Origin of the sequence: Schaalia suimastitidis DSM 15538 (genome assembly GCF_000429105.1) — a bacterium.
Classification (GTDB): Bacteria; Actinomycetota; Actinomycetes; order Actinomycetales; family Actinomycetaceae; genus Pauljensenia; species Pauljensenia suimastitidis.
On the sequence record NZ_AUBF01000007.1, the window covers coordinates 82,688 to 105,028 of the forward strand.

At 57.3% G+C, this 22,341-nt stretch carries 18 protein-coding genes, 1 tRNA gene and 1 pseudogene; 14 read left to right on the top strand and 6 right to left on the bottom strand.

Annotated features, from left to right (window positions below; translation table 11 throughout):
* The first annotated feature begins 5 nt into the window (after positions 1-5).
* The 3 genes from G438_RS0102970 to G438_RS11850 all read left to right on the top strand — a co-directional run bounded on the left by G438_RS0102970 (position 6) and on the right by G438_RS11850 (position 2,504).
* Complete coding sequence (locus G438_RS0102970; protein WP_026460094.1) at positions 6-731, top strand: lysophospholipid acyltransferase family protein; 726 nt, start codon at positions 6-8, stop codon at positions 729-731.
* A 263-nt stretch (positions 732-994) separates the two neighbouring features.
* Positions 995-1,657 (top strand): DUF6318 family protein, encoded by a 663-nt coding sequence (locus G438_RS0102975; protein ID WP_131245739.1) that lies wholly within the window; start codon positions 995-997, stop codon positions 1,655-1,657.
* Positions 1,644-2,504 carry a hypothetical protein gene (locus G438_RS11850; protein ID WP_051259233.1) on the top strand — a complete coding sequence of 287 codons (861 nt, stop codon included), beginning with the start codon at positions 1,644-1,646 and terminating at the stop codon, positions 2,502-2,504. Before G438_RS0102975 ends, G438_RS11850 begins: the two co-directional genes overlap by 14 nt.
* A 92-nt stretch (positions 2,505-2,596) precedes the next feature.
* Here G438_RS11850 and G438_RS11855 read toward each other — a convergent pair whose 3' ends face one another.
* Complete coding sequence (locus G438_RS11855) at positions 2,597-3,259, bottom strand: AMIN-like domain-containing (lipo)protein (protein ID WP_051259234.1); 663 nt, start codon at positions 3,257-3,259, stop codon at positions 2,597-2,599.
* 46 nt (positions 3,260-3,305) lie between these two features.
* On the opposite strand from G438_RS11855, the gene G438_RS0102990 reads away from it, so the two are divergent.
* The 11 genes and pseudogenes from G438_RS0102990 to G438_RS0103040 all read left to right on the top strand — a co-directional run bounded on the left by G438_RS0102990 (position 3,306) and on the right by G438_RS0103040 (position 13,871).
* Positions 3,306-4,334, top strand: coding sequence for an NAD(P)H-dependent glycerol-3-phosphate dehydrogenase (locus tag G438_RS0102990; RefSeq protein WP_026460098.1), 1,029 nt, complete (start codon positions 3,306-3,308; stop codon positions 4,332-4,334).
* 48 nt (positions 4,335-4,382) lie between these two features.
* A complete protein-coding gene (locus G438_RS0102995; protein ID WP_026460099.1) occupies positions 4,383-5,501 on the top strand; it encodes a D-alanine--D-alanine ligase family protein in 1,119 nt (372 codons plus the stop codon).
* A gap of 37 nt (positions 5,502-5,538) precedes the next feature.
* Positions 5,539-6,453: an ATP-grasp domain-containing protein gene (locus G438_RS0103000; protein ID WP_034284903.1), complete on the top strand. Its 915-nt coding sequence runs from the start codon at positions 5,539-5,541 to the stop codon at positions 6,451-6,453.
* Between the two features lie 22 nt (positions 6,454-6,475).
* The gene (locus G438_RS0103005; RefSeq protein ID WP_026460101.1) at positions 6,476-6,829 is read left to right on the top strand and encodes a metallopeptidase family protein; all 354 of its coding nucleotides are present in this window, start codon (positions 6,476-6,478) and stop codon (positions 6,827-6,829) included.
* 213 nt (positions 6,830-7,042) lie between these two features.
* A tRNA-His gene (locus G438_RS0103010) sits at positions 7,043-7,115 on the top strand.
* A 188-nt stretch (positions 7,116-7,303) separates the two neighbouring features.
* Positions 7,304-9,010, top strand: coding sequence for a hypothetical protein (locus G438_RS10465; RefSeq protein ID WP_051259235.1), 1,707 nt, complete (start codon positions 7,304-7,306; stop codon positions 9,008-9,010).
* Between the two features lie 281 nt (positions 9,011-9,291).
* Entirely contained in the window at positions 9,292-9,549 is a 258-nt protein-coding gene (locus G438_RS10470) for a helix-turn-helix domain-containing protein (protein ID WP_034284904.1), read from the top strand.
* Positions 9,542-10,738 carry a HipA domain-containing protein gene (locus G438_RS0103025; protein ID WP_026460102.1) on the top strand — a complete coding sequence of 399 codons (1,197 nt, stop codon included), beginning with the start codon at positions 9,542-9,544 and terminating at the stop codon, positions 10,736-10,738. Before G438_RS10470 ends, G438_RS0103025 begins: the two co-directional genes overlap by 8 nt.
* Positions 10,739-10,853: 115 nt before the next feature.
* Positions 10,854-11,297: pseudogene (rbfA, locus tag G438_RS10475) on the top strand (30S ribosome-binding factor RbfA); the annotation flags it as partial.
* 179 nt (positions 11,298-11,476) lie between these two features.
* On the top strand, positions 11,477-12,841 hold the full coding sequence (gene truB / locus G438_RS12600) for a tRNA pseudouridine(55) synthase TruB (RefSeq protein ID WP_026460103.1): 1,365 nt from the start codon (positions 11,477-11,479) through the stop codon (positions 12,839-12,841).
* Positions 12,842-12,857: 16 nt separating this feature from the next.
* On the top strand, positions 12,858-13,871 hold the full coding sequence (locus tag G438_RS0103040) for a bifunctional riboflavin kinase/FAD synthetase (RefSeq protein ID WP_026460104.1): 1,014 nt from the start codon (positions 12,858-12,860) through the stop codon (positions 13,869-13,871).
* Here the strand turns inward: G438_RS0103040 and G438_RS0103045 are convergent.
* From G438_RS0103045 to G438_RS0103075, 5 genes are all read right to left on the bottom strand, one after another.
* Entirely contained in the window at positions 13,864-14,952 is a 1,089-nt protein-coding gene (locus G438_RS0103045) for a DUF4432 family protein (RefSeq protein WP_026460105.1), read from the bottom strand. The two genes, G438_RS0103040 and G438_RS0103045, sit on opposite strands and share 8 nt — an antisense overlap.
* A 100-nt stretch (positions 14,953-15,052) precedes the next feature.
* Complete coding sequence (locus G438_RS0103050; RefSeq protein WP_026460106.1) at positions 15,053-15,445, bottom strand: hypothetical protein; 393 nt, start codon at positions 15,443-15,445, stop codon at positions 15,053-15,055.
* 163 nt (positions 15,446-15,608) lie between these two features.
* Positions 15,609-17,210, bottom strand: a complete 1,602-nt coding sequence (locus G438_RS0103060) for a DUF418 domain-containing protein (RefSeq protein WP_026460107.1) — start codon at positions 17,208-17,210, stop codon at positions 15,609-15,611.
* A 202-nt stretch (positions 17,211-17,412) separates the two neighbouring features.
* Positions 17,413-19,983, bottom strand: coding sequence for an aminopeptidase N (pepN, locus tag G438_RS0103065; protein ID WP_026460108.1), 2,571 nt, complete (start codon positions 19,981-19,983; stop codon positions 17,413-17,415).
* 310 nt (positions 19,984-20,293) lie between these two features.
* Entirely contained in the window at positions 20,294-22,309 is a 2,016-nt protein-coding gene (locus G438_RS0103075; protein ID WP_026460109.1) for a M13 family metallopeptidase, read from the bottom strand.
* Between the last annotated feature and the right edge of the window lie 32 nt (positions 22,310-22,341).

Consider the following 22,341-nt stretch of genomic DNA (forward strand, 5'->3'; position numbering starts at 1 on the left):
AAACTATGAGCACACGCAGCATTGGCGTCACCGGTTTCTATCGCTTCGCCCGTACGGTACTCACGATCGTGTTATCCCCATGGATTCGAGTCAAAGCCAGCGGAGCAGAACATATCCCCACTGATGGTGGCTTCATTGCTGTGTGTAATCACGTGTCCTATGTTGACGGTGTGTTGTCTTGCTGGCAGATGGCACGCATGGGTGTGCCGGTGCGTATCATGGCAAAAATTGAACTCTTCTCGGTGCCGGTTGTTGGCGCCATTTTCCGTGCACTGCGTCTAGTACCCGTCGACCGTAAGTCGAAAGTTCCCGGTGCGGCACTTGCCCCTACCGCTGAGGCACTGCGCAGTGGCGAGGCGGTGGCCATCTACCCAGAGGGGACGTTGACTTCGGATCCAGATTTTTGGCCGATGAAACTCAAAACTGGGGCTGCACGCCTTGCGCTGGATACACAGGTTCCAGTCATTCCGTATGTGCAGTGGGGTGGGCAGAAGATTTTCCCGGATGGTGTGAAATTTCCTGATATTCGTCCGGGCCGTAAAGTGACTGCTGTGGTTGGCACGCCAGTGGACCTGTCGGATCTGTATTCCGAGGCTGGCTCAGCAGATCATGAAGCAGTAGAGGAAGCGACGAGGCGTATCCACGCTGCGCTTGTTGCTGAAGTTGCCGCGATCCGAGGTGAAACGCCTCCTGACGGAACGTGGGACCCGCAGCTGCAACAACGTGTCTGACGCTCCTGAGCGGCGTTGTCGGGGTGTTACTTCCACAGGTTTGTTGTTGGGGGTAGTCAGGGTGGGGCTTGGTGTTTTACGGTGTGTGCATGAGGTCACATGCTGATGGTCAGGTGGTGTCACACGCTGACGCTGTTACGGGTGTGCGTGATGGTGCGCGGGTGTGTTGTGGTCATGATTCGTGCACTGGTGAGGACCTGTGTGGCGTTTCGGGGCGCCAGGTGTCGGGCTTTGCTTCTGGGCGATCTTTAGGTCGAGGGTGCATGTCGTGGTCTGTGATGGTGGTGCGCACTGTGGTGGCGCTGCTTACTGTGTGCGTGTGTGGTGCCCTTGGTCTTGCCGCGTGCAGCAGTGGCGAATCCGAAGAAGAAGCAGATGCGCGGCGTATCGCCGAAACGTTGGAACGTCTCGAAGCAGAAAATGCTCCGCCTTCACCCGATGATTATGAGGTTGGTCCTGATGGGAACCTTGTCCAACCCGACCGTGCCTTGGATGAACCCACGCCCTCAGGTACTGCTGCGTTGATGACAGATATTGGTGCCCAAGCTTTTGCTCAGTACTACATGAACCTCATCGCTTATTCCTGGAGCACCGGAAACACCACCACCCTTACCCAACGCTCCACCACCGACTGCACCATGTGCCAAGGTTTTATCACCAGCATCAATGAGAGATACGCGCAGGGTGGATGGGCCGACAAAGTCACCTACTACATCACACAAGTAGAAAACGCGGTGGCGATGGAAAGTGACCAATTAAAATATGCCGTCGTTGTCCACGTGACGATTGACGCGCGCGCGTCCTACCTTGACGGAGAACTTCTTGACGTCGCTGAAGCAAACGATGTCGTGGAACTTCACGTGTGTGATCAGGATGGGGCATGGATTGCTTGTGGAGGAGGAGCGTTCGAAGATGTTGGCCAATAAACAGTCCACACGCCTTGTGCCACTCCTGTTGGTCCTTGTATCCGCAGTGATTGTTTTCTGCCTGCCACGCACTGCATTGGCAGCAGACCCCAAACAAGACGAGAGATTATGGGCCAGAGCTCAACCGGCAGGCAACACCAGCGTGGTCACAGTGGGCGCGCGGATAGGTGAGAGCGCTAACGCCGCTGCTGTGGGTGCGGCGGCGGGCGTTTCTCCTAGCGCTTCGGGTGAGGTGTTGGTGGTGCGTCATGTTGGGCAGGATGTGACGTTTATGGCGCCGGTGTCTGACCCGGACTGTGGAGTGTTGTACATCGGCGATAACGGCACACAGGTCTACTGCGCCCCACCACCCCAAGGCACACCCACACCCACCCCCACACCTTCAACCCACGATCTGTTGTACGCCGCGTTGGCCTCGGTCACTATCAACGGCGCGGGCCTTGTCATGCAACCTGCCCAATACGCCTACATCGACTTTGCTCAACTCGCCCACGCCACCACCCCCACACAAACCCACACCGTGACCCTAATGGGCACACCCGTGACCATCACACTGCACGCCACAAATTTCACCTTCGACTTTGGAGACGGCACCCCACCCATCACATCATCCACACCCGGAGCACCCTACCCAGATATGACCATCAGCCACCACTACACCCACACCCACCCCGCACGAGTCTTGACCTTGACCACCACATGGGCCGCCCATATTGTCAACCCTTTTACCGGAGAAGAAGTCCATGTCGACGGCGCCTTGTCCACCACCGAACGCACCCAGCCATTTCCCGTACGCAAAGCACACGTCGCCCTAACCGACACCGCCGAAGAACTCGCCGGACACTAAACACCCCACCACACACAAAGGCTGCCACCTACGACCCGTTGACGCGCGATGCGTTGTTACTTCTGCACGCGATGTGGTGTTACTTTGTAGCGTCACTTCTGAATGTCGATGACGACTCGCACTGGATCCTTTAATACGCCAACTTGCACCTTGCGTTGCTCTTTCATCGCAATGGCAATATGCGTGTCTGCTTCAAACGTGCCATCGACAGCCACCTCAATACCGTCAAATGAGAGCAGACGTTCACCCTGGTAATACTGGGCGATCATTTCATCTGAGAACGGCATTGACGTACCAGTCATCACCACGTCAAAAACCTGTGGCAACGTCAAAGGAAGCGGTTCGCCTCGGCCCTGCTCGTAGGATTGATTTGCCCAGGTCGTTGTCCACCCGGGTGTTCCTTCACCGACGTATTCGATGACCACGCGATCAAAACCTTCGTGGCTTCCGACCCGAATATCGTGAAAGACCAGCTGGCCTGCGTAGTCAGGCTGTGAGGGGGCCGCGTTATCCTGCCACTTGTCGCCATTAATGGGTTGCGTCCCTTCGGCAGTGGTCGCCTGAGTCGATGGGGTAGTGGCTGACGTGTCGCTATTGGTCGTCGTCTCCTCGCTTGCAGATGACGAGGCCGACGAGTCACCTGAGGTTGACGTGGTGCCCGTTGACGTGGTGGCACCGTGAGAACATGCAACAAGTGCACAGGTGGCGGCAGCAGTAATAAAACCCACACTTGCACGGCGAATTCGCGACGACATTGCCTTTCCTTTCCATAGCCTAGGTTAAGACTAGTAGTCTTCGAACATGAGTGAAACGACTATTGAACGCGTGGCGATCCTTGGTAGCGGCGCATGGGGCACAACATTTGGTTTGATCCTTGCCGAAGCGGGGCGCAGCGTCACCATCTGGGGTCGCAACGCCATCACAGTCGCCCAGATCAACGCTGGAAAAAACAGCGCCCACCTGCCAGCCGTTTCACTGCCCACATCAATGAGCGCCACCACTGACCTCGCTCACGCAGTGCAAGGCGCAGATATGGTGGTTGTTGCCGTCCCCGTGTCGGCAGTGCGCACCACACTTATCCAGGCAAGCCCACACCTCGGCAATCACACCGTGCTGACCCTACTGTCGAAAGGGCTTGAAGCAGATACCCACGCCACCGTATTTGACGTCGCGCGCGAAACCACCGGCCTGGACGGCGACCGGATCGCTGTCGTATCTGGCCCGAACCTGTCACGTGAAATTGCCCAGCGCCAACCTGCCGCCACAGTGGTCGCATGCCAAAACCTTGATGTCGCTACAGCGGTGGCACGCACCTGCCACACCAGCTGGTTCCGCTCCTACGTCAGTCAAGACGTGGTGGGCTGTGAAATAGCTGGAGCCACCAAAAACGTCATCGCCGTGGCGCTGGGGGCAGTGGAAGGCCTGGGGCTGGGGGCAAATACGCGTTCCACCCTCATTACCCGCGGCCTCGCTGAAATCACGCGGCTGGGTATGGCAATGGGTGCCCAAGCTGACACATTCCTTGGACTAGCTGGTGTGGGCGACCTTGTTGCTACCTGCTCGTCACACCTGTCACGAAACTACTCCTTCGGGCTGCGCATGGGACAGGGGATGAGTAAAGACGACGCGCTGGCAGCATCCCGCGGTGTTGTTGAAGGTATACGGGCCGCCGAACCAATCCTGGCCCTGGCCGACTCCCTCGGCGTCGATATGCCCATCACCCGCGGTGTTGTCGAAGTGGCCAGCGGACGCGCAACAGTGGAACAAATGGGGGCGATGCTTTTGTCGCGGCCACAAAAGATGGACGGATGGAAAATCACACTTGTCTAGCCTGCGGGCGTCACAGAGCAGGCGAAATGAGCGCATAGGATAGACAGCATGACTCAACAGCCTCGTCCGCGCGTCCTTGTCATCATGGGCGGGCGCTCCAGCGAACACCAGATTTCGTGCGCAACCGCAGCAGGTATTCTCCGTTCGCTTGACCGTACCAAATGGGATGTGCTGCCCATCGGCATCACCGAAGATGGGCAGTGGGTGCCAGTTGACGACGACCCAGCCGCGCTGGAATTTAAAGACGGCAAAGGACAATCCATCCACGCAGGTAACGAAACCGTCATGCTGCAACCCGGCACGAGGCGACTGCTGCGTATCAGCGTCGGCGACGACGGTGCGCGGACTGTGAGCGACCTTGGTGACGTGGATGTTGTGTTGCCTCTGCTGCATGGCCCTTACGGTGAAGACGGCACCATCCAAGGGCTTTTTGAAATGTCAGACGTACCCTATGTGGGTTGCGGTGTCACCTCCAGCGCAGTGTCCATGGATAAACATTTGACGAAAACGATTCTGGCTGCCGCCGGTATCGACGTTGGCAGTTGGGAACTGGTGACTGCCCGCCAGTGGCAGGAAGACCCTGAGGCTTGCGCTGAACGGATTGGACGCCTGGGTTACCCCGTTTTCGTTAAACCATGCCGAGCGGGTTCTTCCATTGGCATTTCTCGCGTGGATGCGCCAGAACAGTTGGCTGCGGCAATGAAAGAGGCCGCAAATAACGACCCGCGTATCATTGTTGAATCCCTGTGTGAAGGCCGCGAAATTGAATGCGGTGTGCTGGCGCGCGCAGGGCAAAGACCCGAAGCGTCGATCCTTGGTGAAATCGTTGTCCCTGAAGGGGAGTTCTACGACTACCAACTTAAATACTTCGACACAGACGGCGTGTCCCTGACTATTCCTGCTGACGTCGACGAAGCGGTGGCAAAGCAGATCCGAAACGTCGCGCTGGAAGCCTTTGAAGCCCTGGAATGTGAGGGTTTGGCGCGTGTCGATTTCTTCCACAATCCGCGCACCGGTTCAGTAGTCGTCAACGAAGTCAATACACTCCCGGGCTTCACTCCATTTTCTATGTATCCTCAAATGTGGGCTGCGGCAGGCGTTTCGTATGCGGAACTGCTCGACGCACTGCTGGGCGAGGCGCTGGCCCGTCCATCAGGGCTCCGCTGACCACAAGGCAGGCACCTCTTCGGGTAGGTTGGAAACTATGGCAAAACCTTGCGTCACTTTGGTTACTTCGGCGGATATGCCGAACCTGTACCGCAACGAAGAAGGGCTTTTAGACGCCCTTGCGGAACGGGGCATTGATCCGGCGATCCGCGTGTGGAACGACCCGCAGGTGGATTGGTCTGACGCTGGAATGTGCGTGGTGCGCTCCGTGTCGGACTACGCCAAAGACCGGACGAAGTTTTTGGACTGGGCGCGCAGTGTGCCTCGTTTATTGAATCACGCGGATGTGCTGGACTGGAATACTGACAAGCATTACTTGGCTGAACTTGCTCAGCGCGGTTTGCCGACGATTCCTACCGCTTGGCTGGAGCCGGGGCAGAACCTGTCGAAACACCAGATTCACACGCGGTTCCCTGCCTATGGTGATTTCATCATTAAACCGGCTGTGTCGTCGGGCGTGCGCGATATTGGCCGCTATTCGTCGATTGATATTTATCAACGTCAGGCTGCCATGGCACAAACTGTTGACCTGCTCGGTGCAGGACGCACAGTGATGGTGCAGCGCTACCTGGAAGAAATTGATGTCCACGGCGAGATTTCGCTGGTGTTCTTTAACGGCTTGGTTTCTCACGCGGTAGAAAAGCGTATTCCGCTGCACACTGCGTCGGTGACGGACGCCTCGATTCACGAGGCGGTGGTCACTGCGCAAAGCGCCGACACGTTGGCGTGGCAGTGGGGTGAGACGATCCGTAATGCTCTGCACGCTTATGTGCGTGACCGTATGGGGCGTGATGAGCAATTCCTTTTCAACCGTGTTGACGTGGTGCCTGACGGCAAAGGCTCTTTCCATGTGATGGAAGTGTCGATGGTGGACGCGGATCTGTACTTGGATGCGACACCTGAGGCGATGGGTAATTTTGCTGACGCAATTGCGATGCGCGCCTTCTGGTGAGCCAGGCTTGGCAGCGTAAACCATGCCTGTTGAGGTAAGTGACGACGTTTTTGAGCGTCTGGTCGATGACGGGCTAGACATGATTCCCCACGAGCTGCTGGCTCTGCTGGATAACGTCGTGATCCTCATTGAGGCCAGGCCAGGCCCCGATGAGCCACAGGACCTCCTTGGCTTATACGACGGCGTGCCGTTGACTGAGCGCGGTGACTATGCTGGTGTGCTGCCGGACCGTATTTTCATTTACCGTGAGCCACTGCTGGCGATGTGTGATTCGGAAGAAGAACTGGCTGAAGAAGTTGCCATCACCGTTGTTCACGAAATCGCGCATTTTTTCGGCATTGAGGACGAGGCATTGCACCAGATGGGGTGGGGATAGCGGGCATTATCGTCGGCTGAGGCGTGGGCGGTTGTCGTGGCTGTGTCGTTATCAGGCCAGATGCTGCGGGGGCAGGAGCAGGTGCCGTCAGCTTCGCCACCGTCGTTGCTGGGCGTCAAAGGTGGCTCATGCCACTGTGGGTGCGGGCATGTGGATTTTCCTTGACCGGCGCGATCTGCTAGAGTTTCCTGCGTTGCGCTTCGCGTAACGGTGGTGGCTGTAGTTCAGTTGGTAGAGCACCTGGTTGTGGTCCAGGACGTCGCGGGTTCGAGTCCCGTCAGCCACCCAGACAGGTCCCGGTTCGTCAGCGAACCGGGTTTTGTTTTGCGCTGCGCGCCACGGCGTGCGGTGCTGTTCATTGATGACGATTCCGTAGCGGAGTCACCTCTCGCAACGATGCGACTGGTATATCCTTAGTACCGCGCTTTACTTGGCGCCAACGAGGGTTCTCACCGATGAGAAAGAGGGTGTGACTTGGGTAGTGCACTCAACGCGGATGCTGGTGACACTCAAACTGAGTCAACGGGTCAGTCTGCCGACATCGGCACAGCAGCATTGGTCGATCTCGAAGGAGAAAGTGTTCCGCTGACGCTCCGGGAGCTGGCGCCAGATTTTGCGATACTGTCGGGTCAAGTACCCCCAGAATATGACGTCATTGATCTCCAATTGATTGCTCCACCTAAGGAGTCTGAACTCGCTGAAATAATTGGCGGAGCGAGTAACGCTGGTACTGCAGTTGCTAATTTTTCGGAGGCGCTTTCTAGCGCGCAGGGCCTATACCGGTTGAGTGACACGACTTTGCTTTTGTTGAAAAGTGGCGGTGAACTTGCTTCGAAAGATGGTGCAAAACTCGGAGCTATTGCCCGAAACGGGAAGATTATCGCTCAAGCTCGCTTTGTTCCAGTCGCAGTAACGGCCACTGCTGCGGTGGCAGCAATTGGCCCGGCTATTGCGATGGCCGCGTTGCAGGTGCAGTTGAGTCAGATAGAAGCACTTGTACGTGACCATGCGGAATTAACCAAAGAGGTTCTTCAAGGAATCCGAAATGAGCAGTGGTCCGAATTGACGGGGCTGGTATCGACCATCGACAACGCCTTCCGGGAGGCCCAACAACTGCACACTGTCAATGAAACAATTTGGGATCAGGTGCGTCACACAAAGGCGAGCATTCAAAAGCAGCGGGATCTGTATAAGCGGAACACTCGGAATCACATCACGACACTTGAAAATTGCAATATTCACAAAGGATCGGAACTCCACCGCAGACGTCAATACCTGGAGACTAACGCCGGTGCCATCGTTTTTGATACCTATGCCTTGTTGGACTCGCTTCGTGCACATGTGTGCTACGGCCTTCTAAAAGCAGGAATGGCGCGGACTCGGAGCGCGAACGATGCGAGTGAAGCGGAGGTGGCCCAACGGACGTTGGAAGAGCTTTACAGTCACATCCACGAAGATATGGAGGAGATTCGGGGCTTGGTGTCTTTGTTGCTCCGCGAGCTGACGATTATCGCCAAGCAGACCAAGAGCACGACATGGGGAGTCTCTAAGGCGCGACGTGATGCTGATGCTGCGAAGAAGAACTGCCAACAACTCCTTGAAGTGATCGAACCATTGGCGGAAAACTTAGGTCTCGGCGCCACGAAGTATCCGACTCCAGGTATTGTTTGTGCACCTGAGAAGACCGTGGACAACGTTGAAACGTATCTCGAAATGCTTGGGTACTGCACGGAAGGTGACGAACAACTCTGGGCTCTGGCGTTCCCATATATTGCGAAGGATCGTGAACCTTCAGGCGTAGCACGACCAGATGTCGTTCGAGGCGTCGAACGTATGTGGGAAGGTCAATCATCTTCCCGGGGAGCCAAAGTTTCGCCTCTCTTCGTTGCGGTGACAGATCGCCGTATTATCACAGCGGATCAGAGCGATTTTCGCGAGAAAGGCGAGCTAGGTGATTCCTTCCCGCTTAGCCAGGTGAAGTACGTGCGGCCGCCACAGAATTATGAAAATAGTGAACTACAAACTGTTGGCATCGCGACTGAACGAACCGACTTACAGTGGTGCTTTCCAAAGTCTGCGGATTCAGAGATGATTGAAAGGCTTATCACTCTTATCGTCGAAAAGTCTTACGGTGCCTCTGATGGGAACAACTTGATCGCTCGCAGTGCGTCTGGATCGTAATGATCTTTCGTGGCCCGTACAGGGATTTCGGCGAACGCTGAACGGCGACGTGCGCTGTACGGTTTTCCGGTCACTGTATGGTGCGGATAAGAATCTCAATGGCTACGACGTTGTGACCTCATGCCGTAAGGCACATGAGGCATAGACCAAGTTGTGCCGCCGCTTGAGCCGTGCGTCGTCGGCCACCACCTTTTCCTGCCGGTTAACTCCCAAAGTGCGTTGTCCTCAGGCACACTTAGAGGAGCACATATCAGTATCCGCAGGTTCGGAGGTGAGGCGACATGAATGATGAGCCCTTCATTGATACCAACGGTCGCCTTGCCGTCGAAATTGTGCAGCGCCGCACCGACCAGCAGATGAGTGTCGCAACGCTGGCGCAACGTGCACAGACCAGCGAAGAGCTTGTGCGCCGTTTGGAGGCAGGTGACGGCACGTGGAAGATCGAAGCGGTGTGGCGTATCCTGCGTGCCTTGGGTGCCAAACCAAAGGCATTGCCTGCGCCTGCGCCCGCACCATGGGAAGAGGGCCACGATGAGTGAAGTCCTCAATGTATTTCGCAATGGCCTGCACGTTGGGTGCTTTACGAAAAATGGTGACGACATTTCCTTTGCCTACACCAAGGACGCAACCCACCCGATTTCTCTATCACTTCCCATTGACGGAACCTTCGGACACAACGCACCTGGGAGGTACCTCGACAATCTTTTGCCGGATGACCTGCGGGTCCGTCGCTCGTGGGCACGCCAACTGGGCAGTGCCGCTGACCCTTTCACATTGCTTTCTCACATGGGGGAGGACATCGCGGGCGCACTTGTCCTTAGTCCCGAGGCGACGCTAGAACGCCTCCACCAGCCGGTAGTTCGCGTTGACGACGACGCGCTCGCCTCCCGAGTCGCCACAATCAGCCACGAATCTACCGAGTGGCTTGAATGTGCTCAAATTGGAACATATCGCATGTCTCTTGCAGGAGCGCAAGGAAAATTCACGCTGCGCCGAATGGGGGATGCATGGTTCTGGCCAAGTGCAACGCTCGCGTCAACGCATATTTTCAAACCAGAACCCCAACACTTGCCCGGACTTGCCGCACTCGAAGCGGGAGCACTAACACTGGCACGAGCCGTAGGCATCAAAGCACCACACGCCTATGTGGAAACGATCGCAGGCTATCCCACCTTCATTGTCCAACGTTTCGACCGTGCGAACGGGGCTGAGCAGGTGCGTCGAGTGCACACTGAGGACTTGCTACAGGCAATGGGACGGCCTGCCCATGCAAAATACGACCTTGGTGCCATTCCGGTTCTGACGTTTATACGGAAAACACTGGGACAGAGCCAAGCAATGGAATTCATTCGGATGCTTGCTTTTAATGTCTCAATCGGGAATGCGGACGCACATGCGAAAAACTATTCACTGATGCTGGACGACGATCCGCGTCTCGCACCCTTGTATGACGCGGTGCCAACGATGCTGTGGTCTCAGTTCACTACGCGGCTTGCCATGCGAATCGGCTCTGCCAGCCACGCGTACGCGGTCACTCGGCGCGATTGGATGCACCTGGCCGATCGTGTCTCGCTCCCCGTAGATGAGGTCGTCGAAATTGCGACCCGTACTGCTCAAGGGGTTCGTCATCATGCCCAAGAGGCGTGGAGCTGGCCCGATATTCCCGACTCGACGCGCTCGCGGCTTCTTGGCATCATTGACCGTTGCACTTCGATGATGGACACATGAGTACAGCACCGCCGTGGAGCCCAGAAAATACACCTATGCGTGAAAGGCCGTAAGATTAGTCCTTGGCGGGCCCGTTGATTAGGTGGGCCGTGAGGTGACAAGGGCAGGAGTAGCAATGGCTGACGAAGCACGTGTGCGTAAGGTTCAGGACCGCATCCAGCAGACGGTGGCGCGTATGCTGGGTCGACGCATTAAAGACCCGCGCCTGGGCTTTGTGACCATCACCGATGTGCGTGTCACCGGCGATTTACAGCACGCCTCGATTTTCTACACGGTGCTCGGCGGGGATGACGACCGTAAAGCTAGCGCCGCCGCCTTCGAATCAGCCAAAGGCATTATCCGTTCTGAGGTGGGCAAAGCGCTGGGTATCCGCCTGACGCCGACAATTGAGTTCATCCTGGACGCTCTGCCGGAAAGCGCTGCCGCCCTGGAAGAGGCCCTCGCTGCCGCCAAAGCTAAAGACGCGCAGATTGCCCAGGTGGCCGCCCAAGCGTCCTATGCTGGTGACGCGGATCCGTACCGTAAGCCGGGTGAATACGACGAGGACGAGTACGGCGACGAAGACAACGAAGATGACGAGTACGCTGACGACGAAGCCGACGCTGACAGCGACGAGGCAGACACCGACGACTCAGCCGACCCTGACGACAGCGACAACGCAGCCGACGCTGAATCCGACAACGCCCCCGGCAGTGACGCCGACCCACACGCACCACGGGCCGACCGCCTCGACAAGTAATGGCAAAAAAACCCGATACGTCCGTCCCTGGTCTGCTGATCGTTGATAAAGATCCGGGGATGACCAGCCATGACGTGGTCTCACGAGTGCGCCGCATCGCCCGCACACGCAAAGTTGGACATGCGGGCACCTTGGATCCCATGGCAACGGGCGTCCTCGTCCTCGGAATCGGCAAGGCAACGCGGCTGCTCACTTACCTGGTCGGCGCCGACAAAACATACGAGGCGACCATTCGTTTTGGCGTCGACACCAGTACCGAGGACGCACAGGGGCATGTCACGTGCGCTCGCGGCTGCACCAGCATGGATAGCGCAGTTCTTGCCGAGGCGATGGCGGGCCTTACGGGTGACATTATGCAGGTGCCGTCCAAGGTGAGCGCCATTAAAGTTGACGGAAAACGTGCGCACGCGCTGGTGCGGGCAGGTGAAGATTTCGACCTTGAAGCTCGTCCGATCACGATCCACCGTTTCGAGGTGACGTCGCCACTTCGGCCGGCAACGCATTACGTCGAAAATATGCAGCACCGGCAGACAGGGCAAGGCGCCGGGCGCGCTGGAACGGTTGACGAACTGTGTGTTGGCGACGTTGCTGGTGCGAATAACACGGACGGCGTGGCTCATGTTGCTGGCGCGAATAACACGGACGGCGTGGCTCATATTGCTGGCGCACACAACACGGACGGCGTGGCTCATGTTGACGGTGTGCGTGGCATTGGGAACGCTGACCCTATTGAGGGTGAGCAGCTGGCCGGTATTCCGGTGATTGATGTCGATGTGCGGGTGGAATGCTCATCAGGCACGTATATTCGTGCACTAGCACGTGACCTTGGCCAAGTGCTTGGTACAGGCGCACACTTGACGGCTCTGCGACGCACGCGAGTCGGAACATTCACCGTAGAGGACGCCCATCGCCTCGCTGAGCTCCAGGAGGCTGCCAAAGCCCAGCAGGGCGCGCCTAGCTCACCGGCTGAGCAAACCCATGACGCTGCCGCTCCTGCACAGTCGAGCGCGCTCAACGCAGCGCCTCAGCAATTTGAAGCGGCACCTGAGCAAGCGGCGCCTCAGCAATTCGAAGCGGCACCTCGGCAAGCGGCACCCGAGCAAGCGGCGCCATACCTTATCGGCCTCACTGATGCCACTACCACCATTTTTCCTGCACTGCGCCTTACCGACGCTGAAGCCCACGCTTTCGCCAACGGCGCGCACCCCACACGCAGCCAAGCCGAAATCGACGCACTCCGCTGCGCCTCGACACGCACCGCGGAAGGTAAACGGCCTGTCGCCGCCCTCCACCCGGACGGACACGTCATGGGCCTACTTGACGCTCAACGCACCCAGTTGCGCACTCTGCTCGTATTCAACTAAGGAACCCACAGCCACCATGCAGATCTGGACCAGCCTGAAAGAGATCACCACACACCACCGGTGCGTAGTGACCATCGGCAATTTCGACGGAATGCACCTGGGCCACAAAAAAGTGATTGCCACCTGCGTTGAACGCGCCCGCCGTAACCACGCTCAATCCGTTGCCATCACCTTTGACCCTCACCCTCGAAAGGTTCACAACCCCAACTCGGGTCTGCAACTCATCGTGCCACTGCGTGACCGCCTCGACGCGATGGACGCCACAGGCCTGGACGCCACCTTCGTCATTCACTACGACGAAAGTATCTACACACTCAGCCCAGAAGATTTTGTCCGCATTTACCTGGTGGAAGCCCTCAACGTTGTTGAAGTCGTTGTGGGTGAAGATTTCCGTTTCGGTTGCGGCAATGTCGGCACCATTGACACACTACGTTCCCTTGGCCGCAGCTACGGCTTCGACGTCGTTATGGTCACCGACATTGAAGCCCCCGAAGGGCGTCGCTGGTCGTCCTCCTGGGTGCGGGAATTGCTGGCCGAAGGAGACGTCGCAGGGGCTGCCCGGGTCCTTGGACACCTGCACCGGATCCGCGGGACCGTCGAGCATGGCTACAAACGTGGCCGCGAACTAGGCTTTCCTACCGCAAACCTGCGTGGAGACATTGAAGGCGTTGTCCCCGGTGACGGTGTCTATGCAGGCTGGCTCGTGCGCCGAGTTCCCGACACGGTGGCCGCCGAATTCCTCCCAGCAGCAATATCCGTGGGCACAAACCCACAGTTTGACGGCGTCGAACGCACCGTTGAAGCACACGTACTTGGCCGCAGTGACCTAGACCTGTACGACGAGCAGGTCGCCATCACCTTCGTTGCGCGCATCCGTGAAATGATGTCCTTCGACACCCTGGAAGCGCTGCTGCTACAAATGGACGACGACCTGCGTTCAACAGCAGCCGTACTGGGTATCAGTGTGGCCACGCGCGTTGATCCAGCCAGCGTCACGGCAGGTGCCGCAGGCAACCGACACCTCAGCTGAGGATGCCTTCAATAAGGGCCTGCTCGCGCTGAGCCTGGGCAGGATCCAACAGCTCAGCAACTATCTCCATCACGTGAGATTGGCCCGGCCCAAGGTGAACCATCATGCCTTCCGCCGCAGCTAAATTGCGTCCCTGATGATGAGCGGTAGTCGGCAAACAGAAACCGGCTGCGACCTCGTCGCCTGTATTTGACAACCAGCGGATCGCATACGGCAGATACTCCACGCGGTAGCGCACACATGGTGCCGTTCCGTCATCGCGGAGCATCATGAAATGCGCCCACCCGTCGCCATCCGTTTCAGGACGCAGCAGCGCACAGTATTCCGGGTGCAGCGGTGTTGCCTGGTCAATTGACGAGGCCGCAGCTGGGTCGGCGGTGATCTGTTCAATGTAGGCGGCTGTGTCAGGCGTTGCCCCACCGGTGGGGTAGACGCGGAAATGCGTGTCGTCTAGGTGGCAACTTTGGACAAGCGTGGCAGCTGACAGTGGCCAGTTAATGTGGCACAAGTAGGAGTATTCGGCCTCGGTGCGCCGATGATTGGTGATGGTGGCACTGACATGCAAGGCGGTGGAGTCGCTGGACACCGTTAAGCGTGGTGTGAACTCTAAATCGAGGCTATGGGAAGAACGCACCGACGCTGACCCTGTGAGTGTCACAGAGTCGCTGGCCGTGCCCGTGCGCAACTCAAGGTTGGCCTGGTCAAAACGAATATTTGGCAATTCACCGTGGTGCGCATGCGTATCGTCGGGTCCGGGATGCCCAATGCCTGTGAGTCCACAGTGCAGCAAAAATGGGCCGTAGGTGGCAGCAAAATCGGTGGAGGCAGCCGGGTATTCAAAGTGGGTGCGCATCGTGAGGTTCTCACCATCGACGCAGTAGTGCCACACCTGTTGGCCACGGAAAGGCAGCAATTCAAGGACGACGCGAGGTGTGGTGACACGCAGCGCCTCCACACCACTGGGGTAAGTGAAAGCGGATACACGGATACGTTCCGTGCGCGCAATTTCTGTTTCCGCCTCGCCAAATAGGCTACGGCGCAGAGCAATGGTGACGGCGGGTGCTTCGTTGCATGGGGTCATGTCTCTATTGTGCTTTCCGAGGCGGGCGCGCGCAGCGCTTTTGGCTGCGGGGCGGTGTGAAATGGGGGGTGGTTGTGCGGGCGTGGTGCTAGCGGACTACCTAGCGCGGACGGGTAAGGTAACGAACGAACTGGCCTACCGCCTCGCCAAGAAATGCGGGCAACGTATAGATCACCATCCAAAAGAGGGCGCCGACGAGCGTGGGCAGTGGCTGACTCCTCCCGTCAAGCAGATACGTCATTTCATGCGCCACGAATATGCCGCCTGACAGCAAAGCGACAAAAAGGGGACGCAGGAATGACCACCCCACTCGGAATGACTCGATAAGGCACACGACGTAACCAATCAGAGGAAACACCAAGAGGACGCCCGACAAGCCCTTGTCGTCACCAACGAAGTTCCGAAATGCCTCGAATCCCAAGGCGTAGTTGTAGGAAAGGGCGCAAATCACGCCCAGAAGCAGTGCCAGCCACGAATGCCTCAGTGTTGCCATTTTTGCCTGCCTATAACCACGCTAGGTAGCTCATCAGTACGACAAGGCCCCACAAAACAGCCCACACGCCTACGCCAAACACCACCAACAAGGCGATTGCTTTGGGAGTAAATCGCCGAATGTCACGTACATTTCGCGGATACATGACTGTTCCTCCGTTAACTCAGGCATCGTTGCCGTCATTGCCAATTGTAGGCGCGGGCGGCGGCGTATGCTGTGTTGATTGCGTCGGCGGCGCCGTCGGCGTTGGTGTGGCTGACCGGGTTGGTACCGAAAGTGGTGCTGGTTGCTGCCCTTCATGCGGTGCAGGTTGCTGCCCTTCATGCGGTGCAGGTTGTTGAACTACATGCGATGCGGGCTGTTGAACTACATGCGGTGCTGTGTGTGGTGCCGTTGCGCCACTGCCATCCCCGCCAAGGCCCGAGCGCGCCACAGCGTCGGCAAAACGGCTGAGCAACCACTCAAGCGGGCCGCGTGCGAAAAAGAAGGTCCACACGAAAGCGAAGATCAACAACGCGACAACGATAATGACAAAGCCGCGCGTCGAAGGGCCAATGTATAGCAAATCGCCTGCAAAACCTATGGCCACAATATGTGCCACGTAGGCGGTCAGCGACATGGAGCCAAGGGCTGCCACGGGCTTAAGTGCGATACGCACATAGTGCTGCACCAGCAGCAACATGCCGACCAGCGCGAGCGACACCCCAATGGCGCCGAGGATTTCAAAGGTCGTATTGCTATGTGCGCTGGAACCAAAAAGTGTCTGCCACGTGTAGGTCCAAGCGCTTGGGTCACCTTCAAGAAGGGGATCTGCCATTGAGGAACCGAAATACTCCTCAGGATTAATTTTTCCGCCGTTGCGGGCAATAGCGTCGAGGTCAGCAAGGCGTTGCTTGAGGTAAGACTTTTCATCCGCTATTGCCTCTGGCGACATGATCCACGATGACGTATCGCCCGACAACGTTGGAGTGGAAGGGGAGATAGAACCTGAGCCGATCGAGGAGCTTCCCAAGCCGATGCTGGAATCGAAGGGGATGGCCGCAAACGAGTGTCCAGCGATCCACGAAAACCCGTAGCTCATAGTTGCAGTCACAAGGCCAACACCGATCATCCACAGTTTCACAGGAGTTTTAGCCAGGTCGAGGCGACCAACACCCATGCCAATAAGGATGACCGCAAAATAGGCCAGACCAGGGTACATGCCGGTGACAAAACCTTCAGAGAAAACCGCATGGAGGCCCGTTCCACCGAAAATATTGGCAAACAGACTAAAACTGCTGAACACCCACACTACCTGCGGGCCAACCAGCGCCAAGACAGTACCGCTGATGAATAATGTTTTCGCTGACAGGTGCACCTGCGGGATAGCCACAAGGAACCACAAGGCGTAAAAACCAAGGATCACGGCAACCGGATGGGCGAAGGTGTAAAGCAGTCCACCGATGAAGAACAGACCTAGTGCGCGGCCCACGAGGCGCAGCTTCGCCACCTGCATGTGCATCCCGGTGTAGGCAATATTGCGTCCAGTAATAATAGAAATGGAAACACCCGCAAGGAATGTGAATAGGAGTGCGGAACGCCCGTGCGGGATTGCTTCGAGAAAAATCCCCCATGCAGTGCTTGGGTAAATATGGACCGTGTGCGCCCATATCATCCCGATAACGGCCAAGGCTCGCGCAAGATCAAGGCCAATTAGGCGGCCAGCATAACGAGCTGGGGCAGGGATTGACAATGACGGTGGGGGCGTGACGCTGAGTTGCTCCATAGGTCCAGGGTACGCGTTTCTGATGATTTTTCATGAACTATCGCCGCGACCGTGTCAAAGTGACTGGTCGCGGCGATAGGTGAAATCTCAGGTCGGCTGTGGGCAAGTGGTGTCACCCATTGCTGGATGCGGCACTTATTGTCGGCGGGGTCGCCCGTTGCCGGCGGAACTTCGTACCACCGGCAACGGGCGGCGCAACGTCTTACCGGTCCTTGGCTTGGGCGTGAAGCTGGCGTTCAGCTACAGAAATCCGTTCACGGATAATACGTACCAATGCAGCAGAAGCGTCACGGTGTGTATCAATCCAGGCCCGTCCAGCTGCAACCACGTCGACACTGTCAACGTAGCCCGCCAACTGTGAGGGGAACATCAAGGTGACAATATCTTCGGCGGTGTGGAAGGTGTTGGCGTCCCAAATGGCATCCAACGAGGCAAAGTAGTCGTCCACAAATGGCGCGTAGGTGCACGGTGATGCACTCACCTGCGCCCAGAAGCCTGAAACCATAGACCAACGAGTGTCATTCGGAATAGAAGTATCGCGCAAAATGGCATCCCACACGGTCTTCTTCACAGTGGCATCTTCTACTGCGGCGCGCGCAGCAGCAGCATTTTGCTTACCCGTCATCGTGGGATCTTCAGCTTCAAGCGCCGCAATTTCTGACTCGCCTGCAGCCCCCACACGGACAAGGTTGAACAGCAATGCCCAACGCAGGTCCACATCAACGGTCAGGCCTTCCAGCGTCTGCTTCCCATCGAAAAGAGCCCGCAGCGCCTCAGACTGTTCCCCAACAACGGCATTACGAGCAAAAGCTCGCACCAATAGTTGCTGCGCGTCAGAGGCACTAGCAGCCGTGCGGGCCAGCAAACGCAACTGGCGACCAATCTTCTCCTGGGCCACGTCGCGCTTGTCGGGCGCAACAAAAGTACGCACAGCCTCGTCAATATGACGTAGCAGCAGGACCAGCATCTGCGTATTGGTTTCCACCGGCACAGCATTCAACGCCAAGTCAAGGTAATCCGAGGCAGGCATCTCACCGTCACGGCACATATCCCACGCGCACGCCATCACAACACCACGCGTCAGTGAATCAGTGAACAGGGCGATATTTGCCGTGGCGAAGGCCAGAGAATCCTCGTCGAGGCGGACCTTCGCGTAGGCAAGATCCCCATCGTTGACCAGAATGAAGTCCGGTCGTGCCTGGCCAGCAAATGACGTCACCTCAGTGGAAGCGCCATCCACATCAAGCTCTTCGTGCAGTACGCGGACAAGGGCGCCCGCCTCGTCAACGCTGTACCCCGCAACAGCTAAGCGATGCGGGCGAAGAGACGAACCTGGTGTAAACGCCGTCTGTTCAACGGTGAGGCGACGAATGAGGCCGTCACTGTCGCAGTCAATAGCGGGGCGAAGCATGGTGACACCTGCTTCTTCCAACCAGACTTTCGACCATGCGGCCAGGTCACGGCCCGAGGCTTTCTCAAGTTCACCCAACAAGTCAGCCAGGGTGGCGTTGGCATAGGAATGCTTCGTGAGGTACTCGTGCAGGCCAGCGAAGAAAGCGTCACGACCCACGTAGGACACCAGCTGACGCAGAACAGCCGCCCCCTTGGCGTAGGTGATGCCGTCGAAATTCACCTCCACGTCAGCCAAGTCGCGTATTTCAGCCTTAATGGGGTGCGTGGTGGGCATTTGATCCTGGCGAAGACCCCAGTCTTTGCGCAGCATAAAGCCCGTCCATGCGTCGGTGTATTCGGTTCCCTCTGACAGGGCAAGGTGGCTCATGAACTCCGCGAAAGACTCGTTGAGCCACAGGTCATTCCACCATTCCATGGTGACCAGGTCACCGAACCACATATGAGCCAGTTCGTGAAGGATGGTATTGGCGCGTGTTTCCAGGTCCGCTTCCGTGGGGCGTGTCCGGTACACGTACTGGTCACGGAAGGTCACGCAGCCAGCATTTTCCATGGCGCCAGCGTTGTATTCAGGTACAAAGATCTGGTCGTACTTGGTGAAGGGGTAGGCGATGCCATATTTGTCTTCAAAGAACGCAAAACCCTTGCGCGTAATGTCGAGGATACGGTCAACATCCAGGTACTCACGCAGGGAAGCGCGGCAGTACACACCCAACGGGATTTCGCGACCATCGGTGCTGGTCAACGATGACGTTTCGCCTACGTATGGCCCTGCAACGATTGCCGTAATGTAGGTCGACATTACTTCTGTCGTGGCGAAGCGATACACCCAGCGTTCCACGCCATCAACACCAGTGATTTTTTCAGGTTCTGGTGTCGGGCTATTGGAAAAGACCGTCCAACCGCGCGGTGCGGTCACCGTGAAACGGAAGGTGGCCTTCAGGTCAGGCTGCTCGAAGGTAGCGTAGACGCGACGCGCGTCAGGTACTTCGAACTGTGAGTAGGTGTAGGCCAGCCCATCGGCAGGATCCACAAAACGGTGAAGGCCTTCACCTGTGTGCATGTACTGGCAGTCCGCGTCAATGGTGACACTGTTGTGCTCAGCAAGTGGTGGCAAAACAATACGATGATCCTGGTGCGACAATGGGTCCACCCACTGGCCGTTCAAGGTAATGGAGTGGATATTATTCGACACGAGATCCACAAAAGTTTGGGCGCCTTCAGTGGCGTCAAAGGTGATCGTCGTCTTCGAGCGAAAATCGGTCTCGCCCTTCGTGAGATCCAGTTCCACATCGTAGTGGGTGACGGTCACCGCCTGTGAACGTGCGATTGCCTCTTCGTGGGTAAGGTTCAGGCCCGGCATCGGATACCTTTCGTGTATGCGTTGATGGTTCGCCAAACGGCACCTATTTCCCTATCTTCCCACGTTTTTGACGGCAAGGGCGATTCGAAGAGGCGCAGTTACGGCAAATGGAACAACTTTCAAACGGTTTTATAGTGGCTGAACAGTGCAGTTTCAGCACTATTGGGTTGCGAACGCGAATCGTATTGTTGCGAGAGTCTTCCGGTGGCCTTCGGTGTGATGTGCACATGGGTAATAGGTGACGCTGCAACAAAAGTGCCGCGGACAGCTGGCATGAAAACGCTGTCAGTCCTCACCTAGCGGAGCCCGTCTACCAGATACGAACGCGCTGATCTGGATCCAGCCACAAGGCGTCACCCGGCTTCACATTGAATGCCTGAACAAAAGCATCCATATTGGCCAAGACTTGATTGCAGCGGAACTCGGCAGGGGAGTGCGGGTCAACTGCCAACATCTGTCGAGCAAACTCGGGGCGAGCCTTCGTACGCCACACCGTCGCCCACGACACAAAGAAACGTTGAGCGGCGCTGAACCCCGCCTCGTTAGGCTCAAACACCTCGTCGTCACTCAGGCCGGAATACGCCCGAAAAGCCGACCATGCAATGGTCAAACCACCAAGGTCGCCGATGTTCTCGCCCACGGTTAAACCGCCATTGACGTGCGGTACGTCGATGCCTGCATCGGTAGCGGCGAGATCGGCGGGGGTGAGGGCATCGTATTGCGCGATAAGGGCGCGGGTACGCTGCTCGAAACGCTCACGGTCAGCATCATCCCACCAGTTCTTCAAATTGCCGTCCCCATCGTAGCGAGAACCTGAATCGTCAAAACCGTGTCCTATTTCGTGGCCGATGACTGCGCCAATTGCACCGAAATTGACCGCGTCATCGGCATCAGGATCGAAAAATGGTGGTTGCAAAATAGCTGCCGGGAAGACGATCTCATTAAAGGTGGGGTTGTAGTAGGCGTTCACTGTTTGTGGCGTCATATACCACTCGGCACGGTCCACAGGCTTACCCAACTTGGCGAGCTCTCGGTCAGTACCCACTGCCGAAGCGCGCCGCACCGCCTCGACAACGTCGTCGACCTGGGCAAGGTCGAGTGCAGAATAGTCCTTCCATGTCGCCGGGTGTCCAATTTTGGGCATAAAGGTCGCCAGTTTATCCAACGCACGTGCACGTGTTGCCTCACCCATCCAATCGAGGGAGGAGATCGAGCGCCTATAGGCGTCCAAAAGGGCATCGACGAGGCGGTCCATTCGTTCCTTGGAATCGGCTGGGAAATAGCGTTCCACCCATAGGCGCCCCAGAGCCTCACCAACGCATCCTTCAATCAGTCCGAGGGCCCGCTTCCAACGGGGACGGAGCTCCTCGGTGCCCGATAGCACGCGCCCATGGAAATCGAAACGTGCATTGACGAAATCTGAGGACAAGAGCGGCGCGCGCGTGTCCAGTACTGAGGTGATAAGCCACTCTTTCAACACATTGAGGTCGGTATCTGCCCACAGTTTGCCAGCATTTGTCATATGTTCGGGCTGAGCGACGTTGACTGTGTGCACCTGGGTTGTGTCCACGCCCACTGCTTCAAGCCAAGCGCGCCAGGGGAAACCTGGGCACTGTTGTTCAAGCTGGTCCAAGGTGAAGGCGTTGTCGTGCGCAAGAGGATCACGGTCAGCCACCGCGTCACGATGGTGTGCTGCCACAGCTTTTTCGAAAGCAAAAACACGAGCAGCAGCACTGTGGGGATCTGCTGACCACACTTCGGGGCCAGCTAGCGTCAACAGTGTGGCCACCATGACTTGGTAGGCCTGGCGAATAGGTTCATGGGCTTCTTCGCGGTAGTACGCCTCGTCGGGAAGGCCAATACCTGACTGGCTGAGGTTGAGCATCGTCGCTGTTGAATCATGCGGATTGGTGCCCACCCACAATCCGACGAGGCCTCCCACACCCATGCGTTGAAGCGTGCCCATTGCCACCGCCAGTTCGTCGTGGGAAGCGGCATCGTGGATTAGGTGTAGTTCTGGAGTCAAAGGCGCGACTCCGCGGTTTTCAATGGTGGCTTCGTCCATGAATAGTGACCACAGGGTTGCGATACGGTCCGCATCCGGGTCGTGGAGTGTGCCTGCCGCAGCTTCCTCGCTAAGGAGTTTGCATCGCTCCTCAGACTGGTCACGCAGGGCGTGGAATGCGCCGTCAACAGGGCGGTCAGATGGGATTGTGTGTGTCCTCAACCATGTGCCGTTGACGTAGCGGAAGAAATCGTCTTGCGGACGGATGGTCAGATCTGCGGATGCCGGGTCAAGGAGGCACGTGTGCTTTGGTTCAGACATGGTCTCAGAGTAATCGCGTGAGTCTGCCTGTG

Coding starts and splice junctions, on each gene's coding strand:
- G438_RS0102970 (WP_026460094.1), top strand. CDS start 6: ATGAGCACACGCAGCATTGGCGTCACCGGTTTCTATCGCTTCGCCCGT.
- G438_RS0102975 (WP_131245739.1), top strand. CDS start 995: ATGTCGTGGTCTGTGATGGTGGTGCGCACTGTGGTGGCGCTGCTTACT.
- G438_RS11850 (WP_051259233.1), top strand. CDS start 1,644: ATGTTGGCCAATAAACAGTCCACACGCCTTGTGCCACTCCTGTTGGTC.
- G438_RS11855 (WP_051259234.1), bottom strand. CDS start 3,259: ATGTCGTCGCGAATTCGCCGTGCAAGTGTGGGTTTTATTACTGCTGCC.
- G438_RS0102990 (WP_026460098.1), top strand. CDS start 3,306: ATGAGTGAAACGACTATTGAACGCGTGGCGATCCTTGGTAGCGGCGCA.
- G438_RS0102995 (WP_026460099.1), top strand. CDS start 4,383: ATGACTCAACAGCCTCGTCCGCGCGTCCTTGTCATCATGGGCGGGCGC.
- G438_RS0103000 (WP_034284903.1), top strand. CDS start 5,539: ATGGCAAAACCTTGCGTCACTTTGGTTACTTCGGCGGATATGCCGAAC.
- G438_RS0103005 (WP_026460101.1), top strand. CDS start 6,476: ATGCCTGTTGAGGTAAGTGACGACGTTTTTGAGCGTCTGGTCGATGAC.
- G438_RS10470 (WP_034284904.1), top strand. CDS start 9,292: ATGAATGATGAGCCCTTCATTGATACCAACGGTCGCCTTGCCGTCGAA.
- G438_RS0103025 (WP_026460102.1), top strand. CDS start 9,542: ATGAGTGAAGTCCTCAATGTATTTCGCAATGGCCTGCACGTTGGGTGC.
- truB (WP_026460103.1), top strand. CDS start 11,477: ATGGCAAAAAAACCCGATACGTCCGTCCCTGGTCTGCTGATCGTTGAT.
- G438_RS0103040 (WP_026460104.1), top strand. CDS start 12,858: ATGCAGATCTGGACCAGCCTGAAAGAGATCACCACACACCACCGGTGC.
- G438_RS0103045 (WP_026460105.1), bottom strand. CDS start 14,952: ATGACCCCATGCAACGAAGCACCCGCCGTCACCATTGCTCTGCGCCGT.
- G438_RS0103050 (WP_026460106.1), bottom strand. CDS start 15,445: ATGGCAACACTGAGGCATTCGTGGCTGGCACTGCTTCTGGGCGTGATT.
- G438_RS0103060 (WP_026460107.1), bottom strand. CDS start 17,210: ATGGAGCAACTCAGCGTCACGCCCCCACCGTCATTGTCAATCCCTGCC.
- pepN (WP_026460108.1), bottom strand. CDS start 19,983: ATGCCGGGCCTGAACCTTACCCACGAAGAGGCAATCGCACGTTCACAG.
- G438_RS0103075 (WP_026460109.1), bottom strand. CDS start 22,309: ATGTCTGAACCAAAGCACACGTGCCTCCTTGACCCGGCATCCGCAGAT.